The 17,570-nt window shown below is 66.4% G+C and carries 13 protein-coding genes and 1 pseudogene; 11 read left to right on the forward strand and 3 right to left on the reverse strand.

Annotation, left to right across the window (positions count from 1 at the left end):
- Positions 1-16: 16 nt before the first annotated feature.
- The 3 genes from DIE12_RS35040 to DIE12_RS35055 all read left to right on the forward strand — a co-directional run bounded on the left by DIE12_RS35040 (position 17) and on the right by DIE12_RS35055 (position 3,036).
- Positions 17-751 (forward strand): TetR/AcrR family transcriptional regulator, encoded by a 735-nt coding sequence (locus tag DIE12_RS35040; protein ID WP_124523855.1) that lies wholly within the window; start codon positions 17-19, stop codon positions 749-751.
- A 712-nt stretch (positions 752-1,463) separates the two neighbouring features.
- A complete protein-coding gene (locus tag DIE12_RS35050) occupies positions 1,464-1,718 on the forward strand; it encodes a hypothetical protein (protein WP_124523828.1) in 255 nt (84 codons plus the stop codon).
- A gap of 145 nt (positions 1,719-1,863) precedes the next feature.
- The gene (locus DIE12_RS35055) at positions 1,864-3,036 is read left to right on the forward strand and encodes a 4-hydroxybenzoate 3-monooxygenase (protein ID WP_124523830.1); all 1,173 of its coding nucleotides are present in this window, start codon (positions 1,864-1,866) and stop codon (positions 3,034-3,036) included.
- 78 nt (positions 3,037-3,114) lie between these two features.
- Here the strand turns inward: DIE12_RS35055 and DIE12_RS35060 are convergent, their stop codons facing one another.
- Positions 3,115-4,014 carry a helix-turn-helix domain-containing protein gene (locus tag DIE12_RS35060; RefSeq protein WP_124523832.1) on the reverse strand — a complete coding sequence of 300 codons (900 nt, stop codon included), beginning with the start codon at positions 4,012-4,014 and terminating at the stop codon, positions 3,115-3,117.
- 183 nt (positions 4,015-4,197) lie between these two features.
- Between DIE12_RS35060 and DIE12_RS35065 the strand changes: the two genes are divergently transcribed.
- From DIE12_RS35065 to DIE12_RS35080, 5 genes and pseudogenes are all read left to right on the forward strand, one after another.
- Complete coding sequence (locus tag DIE12_RS35065) at positions 4,198-5,034, forward strand: SDR family oxidoreductase (RefSeq protein ID WP_185641049.1); 837 nt, start codon at positions 4,198-4,200, stop codon at positions 5,032-5,034.
- A gap of 83 nt (positions 5,035-5,117) precedes the next feature.
- On the forward strand, positions 5,118-6,929 hold the full coding sequence (locus tag DIE12_RS35070; protein ID WP_260427906.1) for an FAD-dependent oxidoreductase: 1,812 nt from the start codon (positions 5,118-5,120) through the stop codon (positions 6,927-6,929).
- A 14-nt stretch (positions 6,930-6,943) separates the two neighbouring features.
- Positions 6,944-7,285: an NIPSNAP family protein gene (locus DIE12_RS35075; protein ID WP_124523836.1), complete on the forward strand. Its 342-nt coding sequence runs from the start codon at positions 6,944-6,946 to the stop codon at positions 7,283-7,285.
- 48 nt (positions 7,286-7,333) lie between these two features.
- A pseudogene (locus DIE12_RS39130) lies at positions 7,334-7,432 on the forward strand (SDR family NAD(P)-dependent oxidoreductase); the annotation flags it as partial.
- A gap of 93 nt (positions 7,433-7,525) precedes the next feature.
- Positions 7,526-8,899: an MFS transporter gene (locus DIE12_RS35080; protein WP_260427904.1), complete on the forward strand. Its 1,374-nt coding sequence runs from the start codon at positions 7,526-7,528 to the stop codon at positions 8,897-8,899.
- A gap of 125 nt (positions 8,900-9,024) precedes the next feature.
- On the opposite strand, the gene DIE12_RS35085 is transcribed toward DIE12_RS35080, so the two are convergent.
- A complete protein-coding gene (locus tag DIE12_RS35085; RefSeq protein WP_124523839.1) occupies positions 9,025-9,966 on the reverse strand; it encodes a dihydrodipicolinate synthase family protein in 942 nt (313 codons plus the stop codon).
- Positions 9,967-10,555: 589 nt separating this feature from the next.
- Between DIE12_RS35085 and abaF the strand changes: the two genes are divergently transcribed.
- A complete protein-coding gene (gene abaF, locus DIE12_RS35090) occupies positions 10,556-11,935 on the forward strand; it encodes a fosfomycin efflux MFS transporter AbaF (protein ID WP_124523841.1) in 1,380 nt (459 codons plus the stop codon).
- Between the two features lie 363 nt (positions 11,936-12,298).
- A complete protein-coding gene (locus DIE12_RS35095) occupies positions 12,299-15,064 on the forward strand; it encodes a UPF0182 family protein (protein ID WP_124523843.1) in 2,766 nt (921 codons plus the stop codon).
- 157 nt (positions 15,065-15,221) lie between these two features.
- Here DIE12_RS35095 and DIE12_RS35100 read toward each other — a convergent pair whose 3' ends face one another.
- Positions 15,222-16,592, reverse strand: a complete 1,371-nt coding sequence (locus tag DIE12_RS35100) for an MFS transporter (RefSeq protein ID WP_124489394.1) — start codon at positions 16,590-16,592, stop codon at positions 15,222-15,224.
- Between the two features lie 460 nt (positions 16,593-17,052).
- On the opposite strand from DIE12_RS35100, the gene DIE12_RS35110 reads away from it, so the two are divergent.
- The gene (locus DIE12_RS35110; RefSeq protein WP_124489393.1) at positions 17,053-17,454 is read left to right on the forward strand and encodes a hypothetical protein; all 402 of its coding nucleotides are present in this window, start codon (positions 17,053-17,055) and stop codon (positions 17,452-17,454) included.
- Positions 17,455-17,570 lie beyond the last annotated feature (116 nt).

The following is a 17,570-nucleotide window of genomic DNA, read 5'->3' on the forward strand; positions in this document are numbered from 1 at the left end:
TGCTAACATCGCCGCCATGAAGAAACGCCCCGAACCCGCTTTGCACGACATCCCCGCGCCCGTCGACACGGCCGAATCGGCCGCCCCGCAGGCGTCCGGCGCACCGGCTGTGCCCGGTTCTGAGGCTGATTCCGCGCCCGTCGCCGGCGTGCGGCGTAAAAAGGCGCCGGAACAGGTGCGCGCGCAACTGCTGAAAGCCGCGTCGGAAATCGCGACCCATCACGGCGTGGCCGCGTTGACGCTCGACGCGGTCGCCGAGCGCGCAGGCGTGACGAAAGGTGCGCTGCAGTATCACTTCGCGAACAAGCAGGGCTTGCTCGACGCGCTGTTCGGGCAGGCGACCGAGCGCTTCGCGACGCAGATGGCCGCACGCCGCGCGGCCGATTCGCACGGCGACGGCGCGGCGGCGCGCGCATATCTGCATGCGGTGCTCGACACCGCGCAGCCGGCCGCGAGCACCGACGTGCTGCGCGTGCTGGTCGCGTCGATGATCACCGAGCAGGAGACGCGTGCGCGCTGGTCGGTGCCGATGCGCGAGTGGACGCGGCCGGACCCGGTGCCGCTCGAACGGGCGGCGACGCTGATGATCTGCCGGCTCGCGGCCGACGGGCTGTGGATCTCGGAGCTGCTCGACAGCGTGGAGATTTCGGCGGAACTGCGCGCGGAGATCGTCCGGCAACTCGACCGGATGACCGCGGCCGAGCCCGCGGGCACCGGCACGATCAAGGGGGCGCGCGGCCGGCGCCGCTGAGTATTCGCTCGCCGAACGGCGCGACGAGATCGGCAATACGTCGCACACCCGTCTTCGCGAAGACTGCCTTGCTCTGGCTGCGCACGGTGCGAATCTGTACGCCGTTGCATGCCGCGTGCTCGGCCGGCGCCAGGCCGCCGGCTATGCCGGTCGCGACGGCCGGTTCCGCGCGGGTGAGCGAGAGCGGACGCCGGTGCCGGTGCGCGCGTCGCGCACGAAGCAGTTCGCCGCTCGCGCGTCGGCGAGCGCCATGAGGGCCTCGAGCGCGACGTCCGACTGTTCGGGATCGACGGCGGCCGTGCAGAGCGCCGCGATCGACTCGTCGGCAGCGCAAATCCTCGCGTCCCCGTTCCCCGTTTGCCGCACGCGCTACGTTGCGCGTGTTGCCGCATCGCGTTCGCCGGATCTGGCATGCCGGCGTGTCGCACGGATGCGGTGCGGTCGACTTCTGCAGGCATCCTCAATTTTGGGGATGCCATCGTGAGGCGGAGTGTCTACGATCGGCAACGAAGAGAGGGGCCGTGGACGTGACGCGTGCGGTACGACATCGATCCGACGATATGAAGAAAATCGTCGTGCTGCCGGGTGTTTTTCTGACATACGACGCGCGTACCGTGAAGCGAAACGAGGACGACGCGTCGAGCAAAAGGACCATGCGGCGACGCGCCGATGAAGACAGGCCAGGTGCTCTGTTTCGGGGAGTGGCAAGCACATGCTGACGAGAGACTATGTGGAGCGCGAGCTCTCTCATATCGAGAGAATGGTCGCGCTGCTGGAAAGCGATACCGATACCGGCGCGGCGGTGATGCCGGTTGCGATGCGCGTGAGTCACCCGAGTTACTGGCGCGAGCGGATCGAGGCGCTGCTGGCGATCCCCGGCATGCCGCGCCATCTGACGAAGCTCGGCAATGCGCTGCTCGCGAAGATCGACGGGATGGAGTCGCGGCCGGCGCCGGCGAAGCCCTGAACGGATGGACGCGCGCGGCCCGGGACGTGCCGCGCCCGCCCGCCTGTATCCATTATCGAGATAGTCCATATTCCGGATATCGCGTTGCGGGATAGCACTCGTCGCCGCCACACTTGCGCAAAATCAATCCCAACCGGAGACATTCATGCGTACGCAAGTCGGCATCATCGGCGCCGGGCCCGCGGGCCTGCTGCTTTCCCATCTCCTTCATCTGCGCGGTATCGAGTCGGTCGTGCTCGAGTCGCGCAGCCGCGAACAGATCGAATCCACCATCCGCGCCGGCGTGCTCGAACAGGGCACGATGGACGTGCTGACCGAATCGGGCGTCGGCGACCGGATGAAGGCGGAAGGCGCGCTGCATCACGGGTTCGAACTGGCATTCGAAGGCAAGCGCCGCCGCATCGATTTGACCGAACTGACCGGCAAGGCGATCACCGTCTATGCGCAGCACGAGGTGCTGAAGGATCTCGTGGCCGCGCGCGTGGCGGCCGGCGGCGCGCTGTACTTCAACGTGTCCGGGACGACGGTTGCCGGCATCGAGACCGATGCGCCGTCGATCCGCTTCGTGCACGACGGCGTCGAACAGACGCTCGACTGCGACTTCGTGATCGGCTGCGACGGCTCGCAGGGCGTGTCGCGCACGATGATCCCCGCCGCCTTGCGGCAGGACTACGAGCGCGTGTTTCCGTTCGGCTGGTTCGGCATTCTCGTGGAGGCGCCGCCGTCGTCGGACGAGCTGATCTATGCGCGCCACGAACGCGGCTTCGCGCTTGTCAGCACGCGCTCGCCGAACGTGCAGCGCATGTATTTCCAGTGCGACCCGAAGGATTCCGTCGACCAATGGTCCGACGATCGCATCTGGGCCGAGATGCACGCGCGTGTCGACTCCGCCGATGGCCGGCAGGTCGTGGAAGGGCGGATTTTCCAGAAGAACATCGTCGGCATGCGCAGCTTCGTGTCGACCACGATGCAGCACGGCCGCCTGTTCCTCGCCGGCGACGCGGCGCACATCGTGCCGCCGACCGGCGCGAAGGGTCTCAATCTCGCGGTGTCGGACGTGCGCATCCTGACGTCCGCGCTGCAGGCGTTCTACGACGAAGCGCGCACCGACCTGCTCGACGCCTACAGCGAAACCGCGCTGCGCCGGATCTGGCGCGCCGAACACTTCTCGTACTGGATGACGCGCATGATGCATCGTCTCGACGACGCGTCGCCGTTCGAGCAACGTTTGCAGGTGGCCGAACTCGAGCACGTGACGACATCGCGCACGGCGGCGATGGCGATGGCTGAAAACTACGTCGGCGCGGTCGCGGTCTGACGCGCGGCGATCGAGCGGGCTGTTGCGGTCGCGGCTTTCGGGAGCCGCGACCGCGCGCATCGCCCGCACCGCGCCCGCTTACGAGCGGCCCGGCATCAGGTCGCGATGGGCCGCTTCCCTGAACTCGCCCGGCGTCAGGCCGGTCTGCTTGCGGAAATAGCGGCTGAAATACGCGCTGTCCGCAAACCCCATCTCGTGCGCGATCTGCTTCACGCTCAGATTCGAATAAACCAGATCGCGCTGCGCTTCGCGAATCAGATGCGCGTTGACGACCGCCGTCGTCGAGATACCCAACTCCTCCCGGCACACGCGCGCAAGCTGCGCGGCCGTTACGCCGAGCCGGTCCGCGTAGAATTCCACCGGCCGATGCTCGCGAAAATGCGTGTCGATCAGTTCGCGAAACCGCCGCAGCAACGTGGCGCGCCGATCGGTGCCGGCATGCGACGGCGCGGCCGCGAGATCGCTCAGGCGCGCGACATGCACGATCAACGCCACCAGCAACGCCATCCCGGCCGCGCCGCGTCCGCGTGAGGCACTGCGGAATTCCTGTTCTAGCAACGCGAACAGCGGCATCAGCATCGACGCGCTCGCGTCCGGCTCCTTGACCGGAATCACCGCCGCGCGTTGCAGGATCGACAGCGCGCCCGGCGCGGCGGTCTTGACCAGCGTTTCGAGCGCGCGCTGCACGACCGTGATCACGAGGCCGTCGATCTGCGGCGAGAACTCGAACGCATGGACCGTCTGCGCGGGCAGCACCACGAGGCACGGCGGCGCGAACGTGTGCTTCCCGCTCTCGATCACGACATGCCCCTGCCCGCCGCGGATGTACAAAATCTGCAATAGCGCATCGTGACGGTGCGCGGCGATATGCCAGTCGTTCGGCTGGCTGCGCTCCGGTATCCATTCGAAGTTGAACGCGTCGTACCAGGGCGGACGCGCCGATTCGCCATACAGATCGTAGTTAGGGATTCTCCTCATGCCGCACGGCCTCCTGTGTACAAATTGTCCTGTTGCTTGCGGCGTTTGTCCAATTTTCGCGCGATGCGCGCTTCTATACTTTTCCCATCGACGTAGCGCTTGCCACTGACGCAGCGCGCGACGTTCGGGTAGCGTGTGCCGGATCGAGCCGGATCTCTCAAGCTCATTTCAAGAGGATACCTAATGATATCGCAAGCGAACAATAAACAGCAGGACTGGCTTCGTCTCGACGGGCAGGTGTGCGTCGTGACGGGGGCCGCGGGCGGCATCGGCGCGTCGATCGTCGAAACGTTCGTGGCGGCCGGCGCGCGGGTCGCGCTGCTCGACCGCGACGCGGACGGCACCATCGCGATCGCCGAGCGGCTGCGCGCGGCCGGCGGCAACGTCGTCGCGATCGGCTGCGATATCGGCGACGCCGCCAGCGTGACCCAGGCCGCCGAACGCGTGGAGCGCGACCTCGGTCCCGCCGACGTGCTCGTGAACAACGCCGGCCTGTTGCGTGCCGGCGGCATCGAGACCATCGACCTCGACGCATGGAACGCGATGCTGCAGGTCAATCTCACCGGCTACATGTTGTGTTCGCAAGCGTTCGGGCGCGCGATGCTCGCGCGCGGCTCGGGTGCGCTGGTGCATGTCGCGTCGATCGCGGCGCGCCACCCGCAGACGTACAGCGGCGCCTACAGCGCGAGCAAGGCGGCGGTCGCGATGCTCGCGCGGCAACTGGCGGCGGAGTGGGGGCCGCGCGGCATCCGCAGCAATACCGTGTGCCCGGGAATGATCCGCACGCCGCTGTCCGAGTCGTTCTATGCGAGCGGCGACATCGAGGCGCGCCGCAGCGCGATGACCGCGAACCGCCGCATCGGCCGGCCCGACGACATCGCGAACGTCGTCGCGTTCCTCGCGAGCCCGCGTGCGGCATACGTGAATGGCGCGGAACTGGTGGTCGACGGCGGCCTCGACGCGATGCTGATGGATCTCGTGCCGCGGCCCGGCTACGAGGCCGGTGCCGGCGCACGCTGATTCGCGGCCTTGCCGCGCTGCACGCACGGCGCGCAGCACGAGCTCGGCGACGCACATTTATTCAAGAGATGGAGGAAGACATGATGAACGACCAGCAGCGTTCGAAGCACGTCACGTGCGATCTGCTCGTGATCGGCTCGGGAGCGGGCGGCCTGTCCACCGCCATTACCGCGCGCAAGGCGGGGCTCGACGTGATCGTCGTCGAGAAGGAAGCGTGCTTCGGCGGCACGACCGCATTTTCCGGCGGCGTGCTGTGGATTCCCGGCAATCGCCATGCGCGCGCAAACGACGTGCAGGATACGCGCGAAGCGGCCCGCACGTATCTGCGCGGCGAGACGGGCCCGTTCTACGACGATGCGGCGATCGACGCGTTTCTCGAGCACGGCCCGCGCATGCTCGACTTCTTCGAGCGCGAGACGGACGTGAAATTCGTGCCGACGCTGTATCCCGACTATCACCCGGACATGCCCGGCGGCGTCGACATCGGCCGCTCGGTCGTCGCCGCGCCGTACGATGCGCGCGGGCTCGGGCGCGATCTCGAGCGCCTGCGTCCGCCGCTGAAGACGATCACGTTCATCGGGATGATGTTCAATTCGTCGAACGCAGACCTGAAGCACTTCTTCAACGCGACGCGCTCGCTTCGGTCGGCGTGGTACGTGACGAAGCGGCTTGCCGCGCATCTGAAGGATCTCGCGCTGTACCGGCGCGGCGTGCAGATCACGAGCGGCAACGCGCTCGCCGCGCGCCTCGCGAAGTCCGCGCTGGATCTCGGCATTCCGATCCTGACGAACACGCCCGCACGCGAACTCGTCGCGGACGGCGCGCGCATCGCCGGCGCAACGGTCGGGGCCGACGGCGCGACGTATCGCATCACCGCGCGCCGCGCAGTCGTGCTCGCGAGCGGCGGCTTCTCGCACGACGTCGCGCGCATCGCGCGTGCTTATCCGCACGTTGCGCGCGGCGGCGAACATGTATCGCCGGTGCCGGCCGGCAACACCGGCGACGGCGCGACGCTCGCCGAGCGCGCGGGCGGCCGCGTCGAGATCCGCTATCCGCAACCGGCCGCATGGATGCCCGTCTCGCGCGTGCCGCTCGGCGACGGCAGCTTCGGTGTGTTTCCGCATCTGCTCGATCGCTACAAGCCCGGCGTCATCGGCGTGACCCGGCGCGGCACGCGTTTCACGAACGAATCGAATTCGTATCACGACGTCGGCGCCGCGATGATCGCAGCATGCCAAGGCGAGACCGAGACGGCGATGTGGCTCGTGTGCGATCACGCGACGATCCGCAAATACGGGCTGGGCTTCGCGAAACCCGCACCCGTGCCGCTCGGGCCGCTGCTGCGCAACGGCTATCTCGTGCAGGGGCGCACGCTGGCCGAACTCGCGCAGCGCGCCGGCCTCGATGCGGCGAATCTGGAAGCGACCGTGCGACGCTACAACCGCGATGCCGCGCGCGGCGAGGATCCCGAATTCGGCCGCGGCACGACGTCGTTCAACCGTTATCTCGGCGACGCCGACCATCGTCCGAATCCGTGCGTGGCGCCGCTCGGCGACGGGCCGTATTACGCGCTGAAGGTCGTGATGGGTGACCTCGGCACCTTCGACGGCATCCGGACCAACGTGGTCGGCCAGGTGCTCGCCGCCGACGACCGGCCGATCGCCGGCCTGTATGCGGTCGGCAACGATCGCGCCAGCATCATGGGCGGCAACTATCCGGGCGCGGGGATCACGCTCGGGCCGATCATGACGTTCGGCTATCTGAGCGCACGCCATATCGCGGGGCTGGCCGATCTAGGCGACCAGACCGACCTTCGTGACCGACTCGATCTTGCCGAGCCGACACCATCCGCCGCCGAGCCGACACCACCCGCCGCCGCGCGCGCGACCGCCTGACCCCGGAGCCGACCATGACTACCGCTAAATCCTTCATCGACCATCGCATCTATACGATCCGCCCGCGCGGCATGGCGGAGTTCATCGAGATCTTCGACCGGCTCGCGATGCAGATCCAGGTCAAGTATCTCGGCGCGCCCGTCGGCTTCTACATGAGCGACATCGGCGCGTTGAACCAGGTCGTCCATCTGTGGGGCTACGACAGCATCGCCGACTACGACGCGCGGCGCACCGCGCGCGATGCCGATCCGGACTGGCCCGCGTATCTGCAGGCGTCCGGCCACCTGATCGTCGCGCAGGAGAGCCGCATCATCCGCCGCGTCGAGTTCCCGAGCCTCGCGTACCTGACGCGCTGAGCCGATGACGATGAAACCCGGACCCGACACGGACGACACCCCGCGCGCGTGGCGATCGTCACGGGCGGCGCGGACGGCATCGGCCGGGCATGCGCGATGCGGTTAGCCGCCACGGGCTGCCGCGTCGCGATCGCCGGCCTGCAAGGGCGCCGGGTTCACGACGAAACCATGACCATGAACAGGTCCGCGCGCGGGCGGTGCATCGGCACCGTCGTGCGACCGGACCGAAGGAGACATACGATGAAAACCCCCCAGCGTACGCTCGACGTGCAGTCGTTCATCGACGCCGAGCGCTTTTCCCCCTGTCAGTGGCTGATCCTGATCCTGTGCTTCCTGGTCGTGGCCGCCGACGGCTACGACACGGCCGCGATCGGCTTCATCGCGCCCGCGCTGACGCACGACTGGGGCATCGCGCGCAGCGCGCTCGGCCCGGTGATGAGCGCGGCGCTGGCCGGGCTCGGCATCGGCGCACTCGCCGCCGGCCCGTGCGCGGACCGGCTCGGCCGCAAGACCGTGCTCGTGCTGTCGGTTGTGTGCTTCGGCGCGTGGAGCATGGTGTCCGCGCATGCGCAGTCGATCGAAGCGCTGACCGCATTCCGCTTCCTGACCGGGCTCGGCCTCGGTGCGGCGATGCCGAACGCCGTTACGCTGATGGCGGAATATGCGCCCGCCCGGATCCGCGGCGTGGTCGTCAACGCGATGTTCTGCGGTTTCTCGTGCGGGCTCGCGGCGGGCGGCATCACGTCGGCATGGCTGATTCCCCATTTCGGCTGGCAAAGCGTGCTGACCGCGGGCGGCATCGGGCCGCTCGCGCTGGCGGTCGCGCTCGTGATGCTGCTGCCCGAGTCCGCGCAGTATCTCGCGGTGCGAGCGGGCACGCATGCGCGCATCGCGCGCATCCTCGCGCGGATCGCACCGCGCGAGCGCTTCGACGACTGCACGTTCGTGGCCGCCGGCGCGCGAGCGCAAACGGGCGGGGCGTCCGCGCTCGCGCAGGTGGTATCCGCACAGTTCCGTTCGCGCACGCTGATGCTGTGGGCGGCCTACTTCATGGGGCTGCTGATCTACTACCTGCTGACCAACTGGATGCCGACGCTGCTGCGCGACGCAGGCTTCAGCGCCGAAGGCGGCGCGCTGATGACGTCGCTGTTTCCGCTGGGCGGCGTGCTCGGCAACCTCGGTGCCGGGTGGCTGATGGATCGCTTCAACCCGAACCGGACGATCGTGTGCGCGTATGCGCTGGCGGCCCTGCTGGTGCTCGCCGCGAGCCGCACGATCGGGCATGCCGCGTGGCTCGGCACGTTGATCTTCCTGTGCGGCACCGTGGTGACGAGCGCGGTGACGTCGATGTCGGCCTATGCGGCGAGCCTGTATCCGACGCGCTGCCGTGCGACGGGCGTGGCCTGGATGCTCGGCATCGGCCGGATCGGCGGCGTGGCCGGCGCGTTCGCCGGCGCGATGCTGATGGGGCTCGGCTGGCACTTCGGCGACGTGTTCAGCCTGCTTGCGGTGCCGGCGCTCTGCGCGGCCGGGGCGGTGTACGCGATCGGCCGTTGCCGCATGGAAATCACGGAACAGGAGCGCGCGAGCGGCGCGGCCGCGCAGCAGCACTGATTCGGCAGGTGCGCGATTGCAGCGCACAGCGCGAATGAAAAAAGCCACGGAGGGTTCCGTGGCTTTTTGTTTTCGTCACGCAGCCGTTTCATGGCTGCGTATCGAACGGTTTCGTGCGAACGCGCTTACGCGATGCTCTTCGACCAGTTCGCATACCAGTTGCGGAACAGCGTGTACTGCGCTTCCGCGTAGTTGCGCTGCGCGTCGCTCAGGGCGTCGGTTTCGTTGAAGTGCAGCGTGTATTCCTTGTCGCCGTTCAGCACCATCAGGTGCTTGTAGAACAGGACCAGGTCGCAGCCTTCGTCGAACGACGACAGCACGGCCAGCGCCGCTTCCAGTTCCTTCGCCCGCACGCGCGCCACTGCGTCGCCTTGCGCGGCCTTCTTGCACAGGTCGACCAGTTGCAGCACTTCACGCGGCAGCGCGTTGCCGATACCGGTGATCGCGCCTGCGGCGCCGCAGTTCACGAAGCCGTGGAAGACCTGCGTGTCGACGCCGGCCATCAGCGTGACGCTGTCGTCCTGCGACGTGATGTTCTCGGCTGCGTAGCGCATGTCGGCGGCGCCGCCGAATTCCTTGAAGCCGATCAGGTTCGGGTGCTGGCGACGCAGTTCGAAGAACAGGTCGGCGCGGGTCGCGAAGCCGTAGTACGGGCTGTTGTAGATCACGGCCGGCAGGTTCGGCGCGGCGTTCAGGATCGCGGCGAAGTGCGCCTTCTGGGCCGCCGGCGATGCGCCGCGCGACAGCACGCGCGGGATCACCATCAGGCCGTGCGCGCCGACCTTCGCGGCATGCGCGGCGTGCGACACGGCTTCCTTCGAGTTCACCGCGCCGGTGCCGACGATCGTCGGGACGCCGGCTTCGACCAGGCGCGCGACGCCTTCCTGGCGCTGCGCTTCGGTCAGCAGCGGCCAGTCGCCCATCGAGCCGCAGTACACCACCGCGCGCATGCCGAGTGCAATCAGTTCCTTGCCCTTCTTCACCAGCGCGTCGAAATCCGGCTGACGGTCAGCGGTGCACGGCGTCATCAGGGCCGGAATGGTGCCGGTAAAAATGTTGTCGCTCATCTCGTTTCCTCACATTCAGATAGGGTCAACTGCCATTGCTGGCAACCTGGGCTGTACGCGCGCTCGCCGTCTCGTCGGTGCTGCATGCGATCCGGACGGCGGCTGGCCGCCTCTTGTTTGCCTCGGTGCCGAAACGTTGCCTCCGGTTTCGCCCGAGAGTCAGCCATCGACGGAAGTCATTCTAGCCAGTTCGAATATTTTATACAATATAAAATAAAAAGGGCGTGACGAAGGTCGTCGTGCCGGAGCCGCGGGGAGGGTGGCGAACCGCGCCGCAGCGGCTTTGGGCGGGGGCGACGGACGATCCCGTCGACGCCGGAAAATTCACGCCACGCCCCGTCCGTCGGCCCGCGAGCCGCGGTCGGCGTCCCATAGACGGGTCCTGCCGTACTTTCCTCTGATCAGAACCATCGCGCTCGCAGGCTCGGAACCTGACGGCCAGATGCCGCCCCGCATGTCGCATTTCTGCCGAAACCTTTTTTGAGATTGCGTGGATTGTGTATTGGATATTGTATAAAATCTTTCGACGTGCTTACGCGCGAACCCGGCCCGCCAAGGGAAATGGAAGACAACGAGAGGAGATACGGAGATGACAAGTCAGGTCGGCGAGGCAGTCTCGCCTGGTAGTGCAGCAGCCGTGCGGGACACGGCGTCGAAGCGGGAATTGAAGCGGGTCGTCGCGGCGTCGATGGTCGGCTCGGTGGCGGAGTGGTACGAGTTCTTCCTGTATGGAACGGCGTCGGCGCTGGTGTTCGGCACGCACTTCTTCAAGAAGACCGGCAACCCGATCGACGGCCTGCTCGCCGCGTTCGCGCTGTATGCGGTGGGATTCGCCGCGCGCCCGATCGGCGGGCTGGTGTTCGGCTACTACGGCGACAAGTTCGGCCGCAAGTATCTGCTGCAGGTGAGCCTGATCGTGGTCGGCGTCACGACCTTCCTGATGGGGTGCCTGCCGACCTTCGATGCGATCGGCTACTGGGCGCCGGTGCTGCTGGTGTCGCTGCGGCTGATCCAGGGCTTCGCGTTCGGCGGCGAGTGGGGCGGCGCGATCCTGCTGGTCAGCGAACACAGCCCGGACAACCGCCGCGGCTTCTGGGCCAGCTGGCCGCAGGCCGGCGTGCCGGCCGGCAACCTCGTCGCGACCATCATCCTGCTGGTGCTGTCGAGCTCGCTGTCCGAGGCCGACTTCCTGGCGTGGGGCTGGCGCGCGGCGTTCTGGTTCTCGGCGGTGGTCGTGCTGATCGGTTTCTGGATTCGCCGCAAGGTCGACGATGCGCCGATCTTCAAGGAAGCGCAGGCGCGCCGCGCGCAGAAGCAGGAAAAGCAGCTCGGCGTGGGCCACGTGCTCAAGTATCACTGGCGGCAGGTGCTGATCGGCATCGGCGCGCGGTTCGCCGAGAACATCCTGTATTACATGGTCGTCACGTTCTCGCTGACTTACCTGAAGCTGGTCGTCGGCTTCGACACCACGCGGATCCTGAAGCTGATGTTCGCCGCCAACGCGATTCACTTCTTCTTCATCCCGCTGATGGGGCTGATGTCGGATCTCGTCGGGCGCAAGCCCGTGTATCTGACGGGCGCCGTGCTGACCGCCGGCTGGGGCTTCGTCGCGTTCCCGATGATGGATACCGGTAACGACTGGATCATCATGGCCGCGATCGTGCTCGGCCTGTTCATCGAATCGATGACGTACTCGCCGTATTCGGCGCTGATGACCGAGATGTTCCCGACCAACGTGCGCTATACCGCGCTGTCGCTGTGCTACCAGGTCGCGCCGCTGATGGCCGGCTCGCTTGCGCCGCTGATCGGGCTGTCGCTGCTCGAGCGCTATCACTCGTCGACGCCGATCGCGTTGTATCTGGTTGCGGCTGCGGTGATCTCAATCGTGTGCGTCGGGCTTGCGAAGGAAACGCGCGGCAAGTCGCTGCGCGAGGTCGATGCGGAGGCGAGTCGGCGCACGCACGTGTGAGGCGGGTGATCGACGACTGATTGCGCGCACGGAAGCCACCCGTGAGGGTGGCTTTTTTGTGCTTCATCGAGGATGTCCGGGGAGCGCGGGGAAGACGGCCGGCGTTCGGTTCACTACGGTCGTCACTGATTGCGCCCGGCAGCGGCCATCGACGGGTGCTTGTCGAGGGGGGATCGAATCTGCCGCGGTGCACTGCACTGCGTTCGTTCCCGGGTGATGTCGCGCATGCCGTCGGATGGCGACGCGTCGGCAACGGGCGTAGCATTCAGACATGCGGCCGGCCGCGATGCTCGCTGCCGGATCGGCGGCACGCCAGGTCCGGCCGCGGCCGGCCACCCATGACGGCCCGGCAAAGGAGCCTCGATGCGCTCGCAAGCAACGTCCGTCCCACGCCTGAGACGCTACGGGATCGCGGCTGCGATCGTCATCGCCTGCCTGATCGTCGTCGGGCGCGTCACCGGTCTCCTGGTCGACTGGCTCTGGTTCGCGTCGATCGGCTATGCCGGCGTCTTCTGGACGATCCTGTCCGCGAGGGTGCTGCTGTTCGCCGCGGTGTTCGCCGTGTCGGCGGCCGCGATCGGCGCGTCGGGGTGGCTCGCGCATCGTCATGCCAGGCCCGTCGATGTCTGGCAGGTAGCGGACGCTTCGTCGACGCGTGCGGAGGATGTCCTGCGCGCGCTGGCGGGGGAGGTCGCGTCGCGCATTCCCTGGCGCGCGGTCATTGCCGCGGGTGCCGTCATTCTCGGGCTTGCGATCGCCGCCGGTGCGATGTCGAGCTGGGATGTCGCGCTTCGCTTCCTGCATCGGGTGCCGTTCGGCGGGCGCGATCCGATCTTCGGCAAGGACATCGGTTTCTATCTGTTCGCGCTGCCCGTCTGGATCGTGCTGAAGAACCTGCTGCTGCAAGTGGTCGTGTGCTGCGCGATCGTCGCGGGCGGCGTCTACTGGCTGCGTGGCGACATCATGCTCCGCCCGCCGAAGGGGCTTTCGTCGGCCGCCGCGGTTCACGGGTCGGCGCTACTGGCACTGTTCTTCCTGCTGAAAGCCTGGTCCTGGTGGCTCGAACGCTTTCTGCTGCTCTACGACAACAACGGGGTCGTGGTCGGCGCCGGTTATACGGATGTCCACGTGATGCTGCCGGTGCTGTGGCTGCTCGTCGGCCTCGCCGTTGCGTCGGCCGTTGCGATGCTGGTCAACCTGCGCCGGCCCGGCTATCGGTTGCCGGCCGCCGCGATGCTGCTCGTGTTCGGCACGTCGTTCGCGCTCGGCATCGTCTATCCCGCGCTGTTCCAGCGCTTCTACGTCAAGCCGAGCGAACTGCAGCTCGAGACGCCCTATATCCAGCACAACATCGCGTTGACGAGGCAGGCTTACGGTCTCGCGCAGATCGAGGTCAAGCCGTTCGCGGCCGAGCAGGGCCTGAACATCGCGTCGCTGCAGGCCAATCGCGCGACCGTCGACAATATCCGCCTGTGGGATGTGCAGCCGCTGATGGATACCTACGCGCAGTTGCAGGAGATCAGGACTTACTACAAGTTCTTTTCCGTGGATATCGATCGCTACCGTCTCGACTCCGGCTACCGGCAGGTCATGCTGTCGGCGCGCGAACTGGAGCAGTCGATGCTGCCGGAGAACGCCCGAACCTGGGTGAACCTGCATCTGCTGTTCACCCACGGCAACGGCATCGTGATGTCGCCGGTCACGGAGAAATCGACAGAAGGCTTGCCGTCGCTCTATCTGCGCGACATTCCGCCCGTCGCCGATGGCGGACCGGCGATCGACGAACCGCGCATCTACTTCGGCGAAGGCGGGCAGGGCTATGTGATCGTGAAGGGCAGCGTGCCCGAATTCGACTACCCGAAGGGGGACAGCAACGTCTACACGTCGTACAGCGGGCGCGATGGTGTCGCGATCGGCGGCGCGGTGCGGCGCAGCCTGTTCGCATGGCAGTTCGGCGATCCCAACATCCTGCTGACGCACTACATCACGAACGAGAGCAGGATCCTCTTTCACCGCAACATCCGGGACCGGATCCGCACGATTGCACCGTTTCTCGCGCTCGACCACGACCCCTATGTCGTGGCAAGCAACGGACGCCTGTTCTGGATGCAGGACGCCTATACGACCAGCCAGTGGTTTCCGTATGCGCCGCCCGGCACTGGCGATGGTGCCAACTACATTCGCAACGCGGTCAAGGTGGTGGTCGACGCGTACAACGGCACGGTCGACTTCTACGTCAGCGATCCTTCCGATCCGCTGGTGCGGACTTACGCGCGCATCTTCCCGGGCATGTTCAAGCCGCTCGACGCGATGCCGCAGGATCTTCAACGGCACATCCGCTACCCCGAGGATCTGTTCCTGATCCAGGCGAACCTCTACCGCGCTTATCACATGGATGCACCGGAAGTGTTCTATAACCGCGAGGACCTCTGGCAGTTTCCTCGTGCGCTCGGCGACATCGACGGGGGCGACGCCGCGAACCGGCAGATGGCGCCGTACTACACGATCATGCGGCTGCCCGGCGATGCGCAGGCCGGCTTCGTGCTCATGCTGCCGATGGTGCCGAGCCAGCGCGAGAACATGATCGCGTGGCTGGCCGCACGTTGCGATCCGCCCGGGTACGGCAAGCTGATCGTCTACGCGTTCCCCAAGGAAAAGCTGATCTACGGGCCGTACCAGATCGAGGCGCGCATCCAGCAGAGCACGGAAATCTCGCAGCAGATCTCGCTGTGGAACCAGATGGGCTCGCGCGTCATCCGCGGACATCTCGTGGTCGTTCCGATCGAGCACTCGATTCTCTACGTGTCGCCGCTCTATCTGCGCGCGTCGTCCGGCCAGTTGCCCGAGCTGAAACGGGTGATCGCGGCCTATGGCGATCGCGTCGTGATGGAGGAAAACCTGAGCGAGGCGCTCGCGGCGCTCTTCAAGGAGACGAGGCCAGGGCCGGGGCCGGTGGCGACGCCGGCCGGCGCCGCCGCGGATACGCGCGCCCGCGACGCGCTGGCCCATTACGATCGTGCGATCGAGCGGCTGAAGGCGGGGGATTGGGCCGGCTTCGGCGCGGAACTCGATGCGCTTCGACCGTTGCTCGAAGCGCTGGGCGCCGCTCGCGCGGATCACAAACAGTGAGTGAGGCGCGGCTGAGAGGGCGTGGGCGTAATTGACCGCAATCAAGCAGTTGTCGTGTCGTTCCGGGCGCACACGTTGGCTTGAATCGGGACCGGGCGCGGAAAGCGGGCCGGCAGCCGGCTCGTCGTCCCATGCATCGAGCGAACCGGCCAACCCGTCAGGTCAGCGGCGGCGCGTGCCCATGATCCTCCAGACTTCGCGCGTCGTCGTATTCCCGCGAAATATCCTTGTTCGTGTAGTCGCCGAGCTTCGATGCGGCGACCAGGCTCAGCACCGCACATATCAGCACGTACACCGCGATCGCATACCCCGAATGGTAGTAGGCAAACAGCGCGGTCGCGATCAGCGGTGCCGGGCCGCCCGCAATGACCGAAGCGAGCTGATAACCCATCGACGCACCGCTATACCGCAACCGCCCGGTAAACGATTCGGCGATCAATGCCGCCTGCGGTCCGTACATCATCGAATGCGGGACCAGCGACAGCACGATGGCCGCGAAGATCCACGCCGGATTCCGGCTGTCGACCATCGCGAAGTAGAGGAATCCGAATACACCGACGGAAACCGCACCGATCATGTACATCCGCCGCCGCCCGATCAGATCCGACACGTGGCCGAACAGCGGAATGGTGACGAATTCGACCACGGACGCCACCAGCACCGCCGTCAGCAGCAGCTCTCGCGTGACGCCCAGCGCCGTGATCCCGTAAGTGAACACGAACGCCGTGAAGATATAGAACGGCGCCTGTTCGGCCATCCGCGCGAACGCCGACAGCACGATATCCCTCGGCTGCTTGCGCAGCACTTCGAGCATCGGCGCCTTCTCGATCCGGCGCTCGGCCAGCAGTTTCGCGAAGATCGGCGTCTCGAGAATGTTCAGGCGGATATAAAGCCCGATCGCGACCAGCAGGATGCTGAGGACAAACGGCACGCGCCAGCCCCACGTGAGAAAACTGCTGCCGGACAACCAGCTCATGGCCAGCACGGCGAGGTTGGCGAGGAACAATCCTGCCGGCACGCCGAACTGCGGCCACGACGCGACGAAGCCGCGATGCGCATTGGTGCGCGCCCACTCCATCGACATCAGGACCGAGCCGCCCCATTCGCCGCCGACGCCGACGCCCTGGATGAAGCGCAGCACCGTGAGGAGAACGGCGCCCCAGATGCCGATCGTCGCGTAGGTCGGAACGAAGGCCACGGCGAACGTCGCGAGCCCCATCAGCAACAGGGTCACGATCAGCGTGGCCTTGCGGCCGATGCGATCGCCGTAGTGGCCGAAGATCGCCGCGCCGACCGGCCGCGCGACGAAGCCGACGGCATAGATCAGGAACGCCTGAAGCGTGCCGACGAGTGGATGGGATTGGGGGAAATACAGCTTTGCGAAGACCAGGCCGGTGACCGTGCTGTAGAGGAAAAAGTCATACCATTCGATCGTGGTGCCAATCGTGCTGGCGATGACGGCGCGGCGCAACTGGCGCCGGGCTTCCTCGTCGGAGAGGGGCGTGGCCGCGGATTGCATGGCAGCCATTTTGGTATCTCCCGGAAAAGGGCGATAGAGAAATAAACCATACGCCCGGCGACAGGTTTCAGCAAGCGCAGGCCACGAATGGACTGCAGGGCGCTCAAGACTTTCAATAAGAAGTCCTGATATATAGCCAGATCAACCGCCCGCGCGCGCATGCATGTCGATGAACGCGCGGTTGCACGATGGCTCGGTGATTTCCGTCCATTGAAGATGCGCGTATTTGCAGTACGCGATCCGCAGCGATTCCCGGTTTCGTGAGAAGGCACCGGCGCGGTGCCGGTCGAAACGGCGGCCGTGGAATCGTGGAGTAGTATTCCCAATGTCCAGGTTATGGCTCGGCCTCCACGGCGCATAGCCAACCCGTCCGCGACGAGGGCGGCCGCCTCGTCAAAGGATTTGGAAGCTGCTTCAACGATACGTATGGTGGCGTCGGCCGTGACGACGGCATTGAGGGGAGTGCGTCATGTCAACCGAGTGGAAGCAGCGCGTCAGACTGTTCATCCAGCGCTTCTGGCAGCCGACCAGTGCGTGCATGACCTGCATGCCGGGGAGCTGGGGCAACATCATGAGCCTCGCTCACTGGTCGATTGCATTTCATACCGGTCTGTTTACCGGACTCCTGGCTGTACTGCTGACTTTCACGCCCGCGGCGAAACTCTACGCGCATCGATACGGCAATGCGGTGATCGTCGGCGTCCTGACGACGTTGGGCGACGCCTACTCGCACACGAGTCACTACCGTATCCCCTATGTCGAGCACATCGTGACGGGTGCGATTTCAGGTCTCTTGACGCTGGCAGCCTCATATCTGTTCGAAGACCGCGCGCGACGCCTTCGGGCGGTATGGGCCCGGGTGTTCGGATAGCTCGTCCGCTGACTTTTCGAACCCGCCGGGCCGAACGGCAAGAGGCTCCACGGTGCGGCGGCGCTTCGTCGGCGCGCAGCCGCACCCCGCCCGCCGCCAGAGCGGCGACGGTCCTC

Origin of the sequence: Burkholderia sp. Bp9015 (assembly GCF_003853505.1) — a bacterium.
GTDB lineage: Bacteria > Pseudomonadota > Gammaproteobacteria > Burkholderiales > Burkholderiaceae > Burkholderia.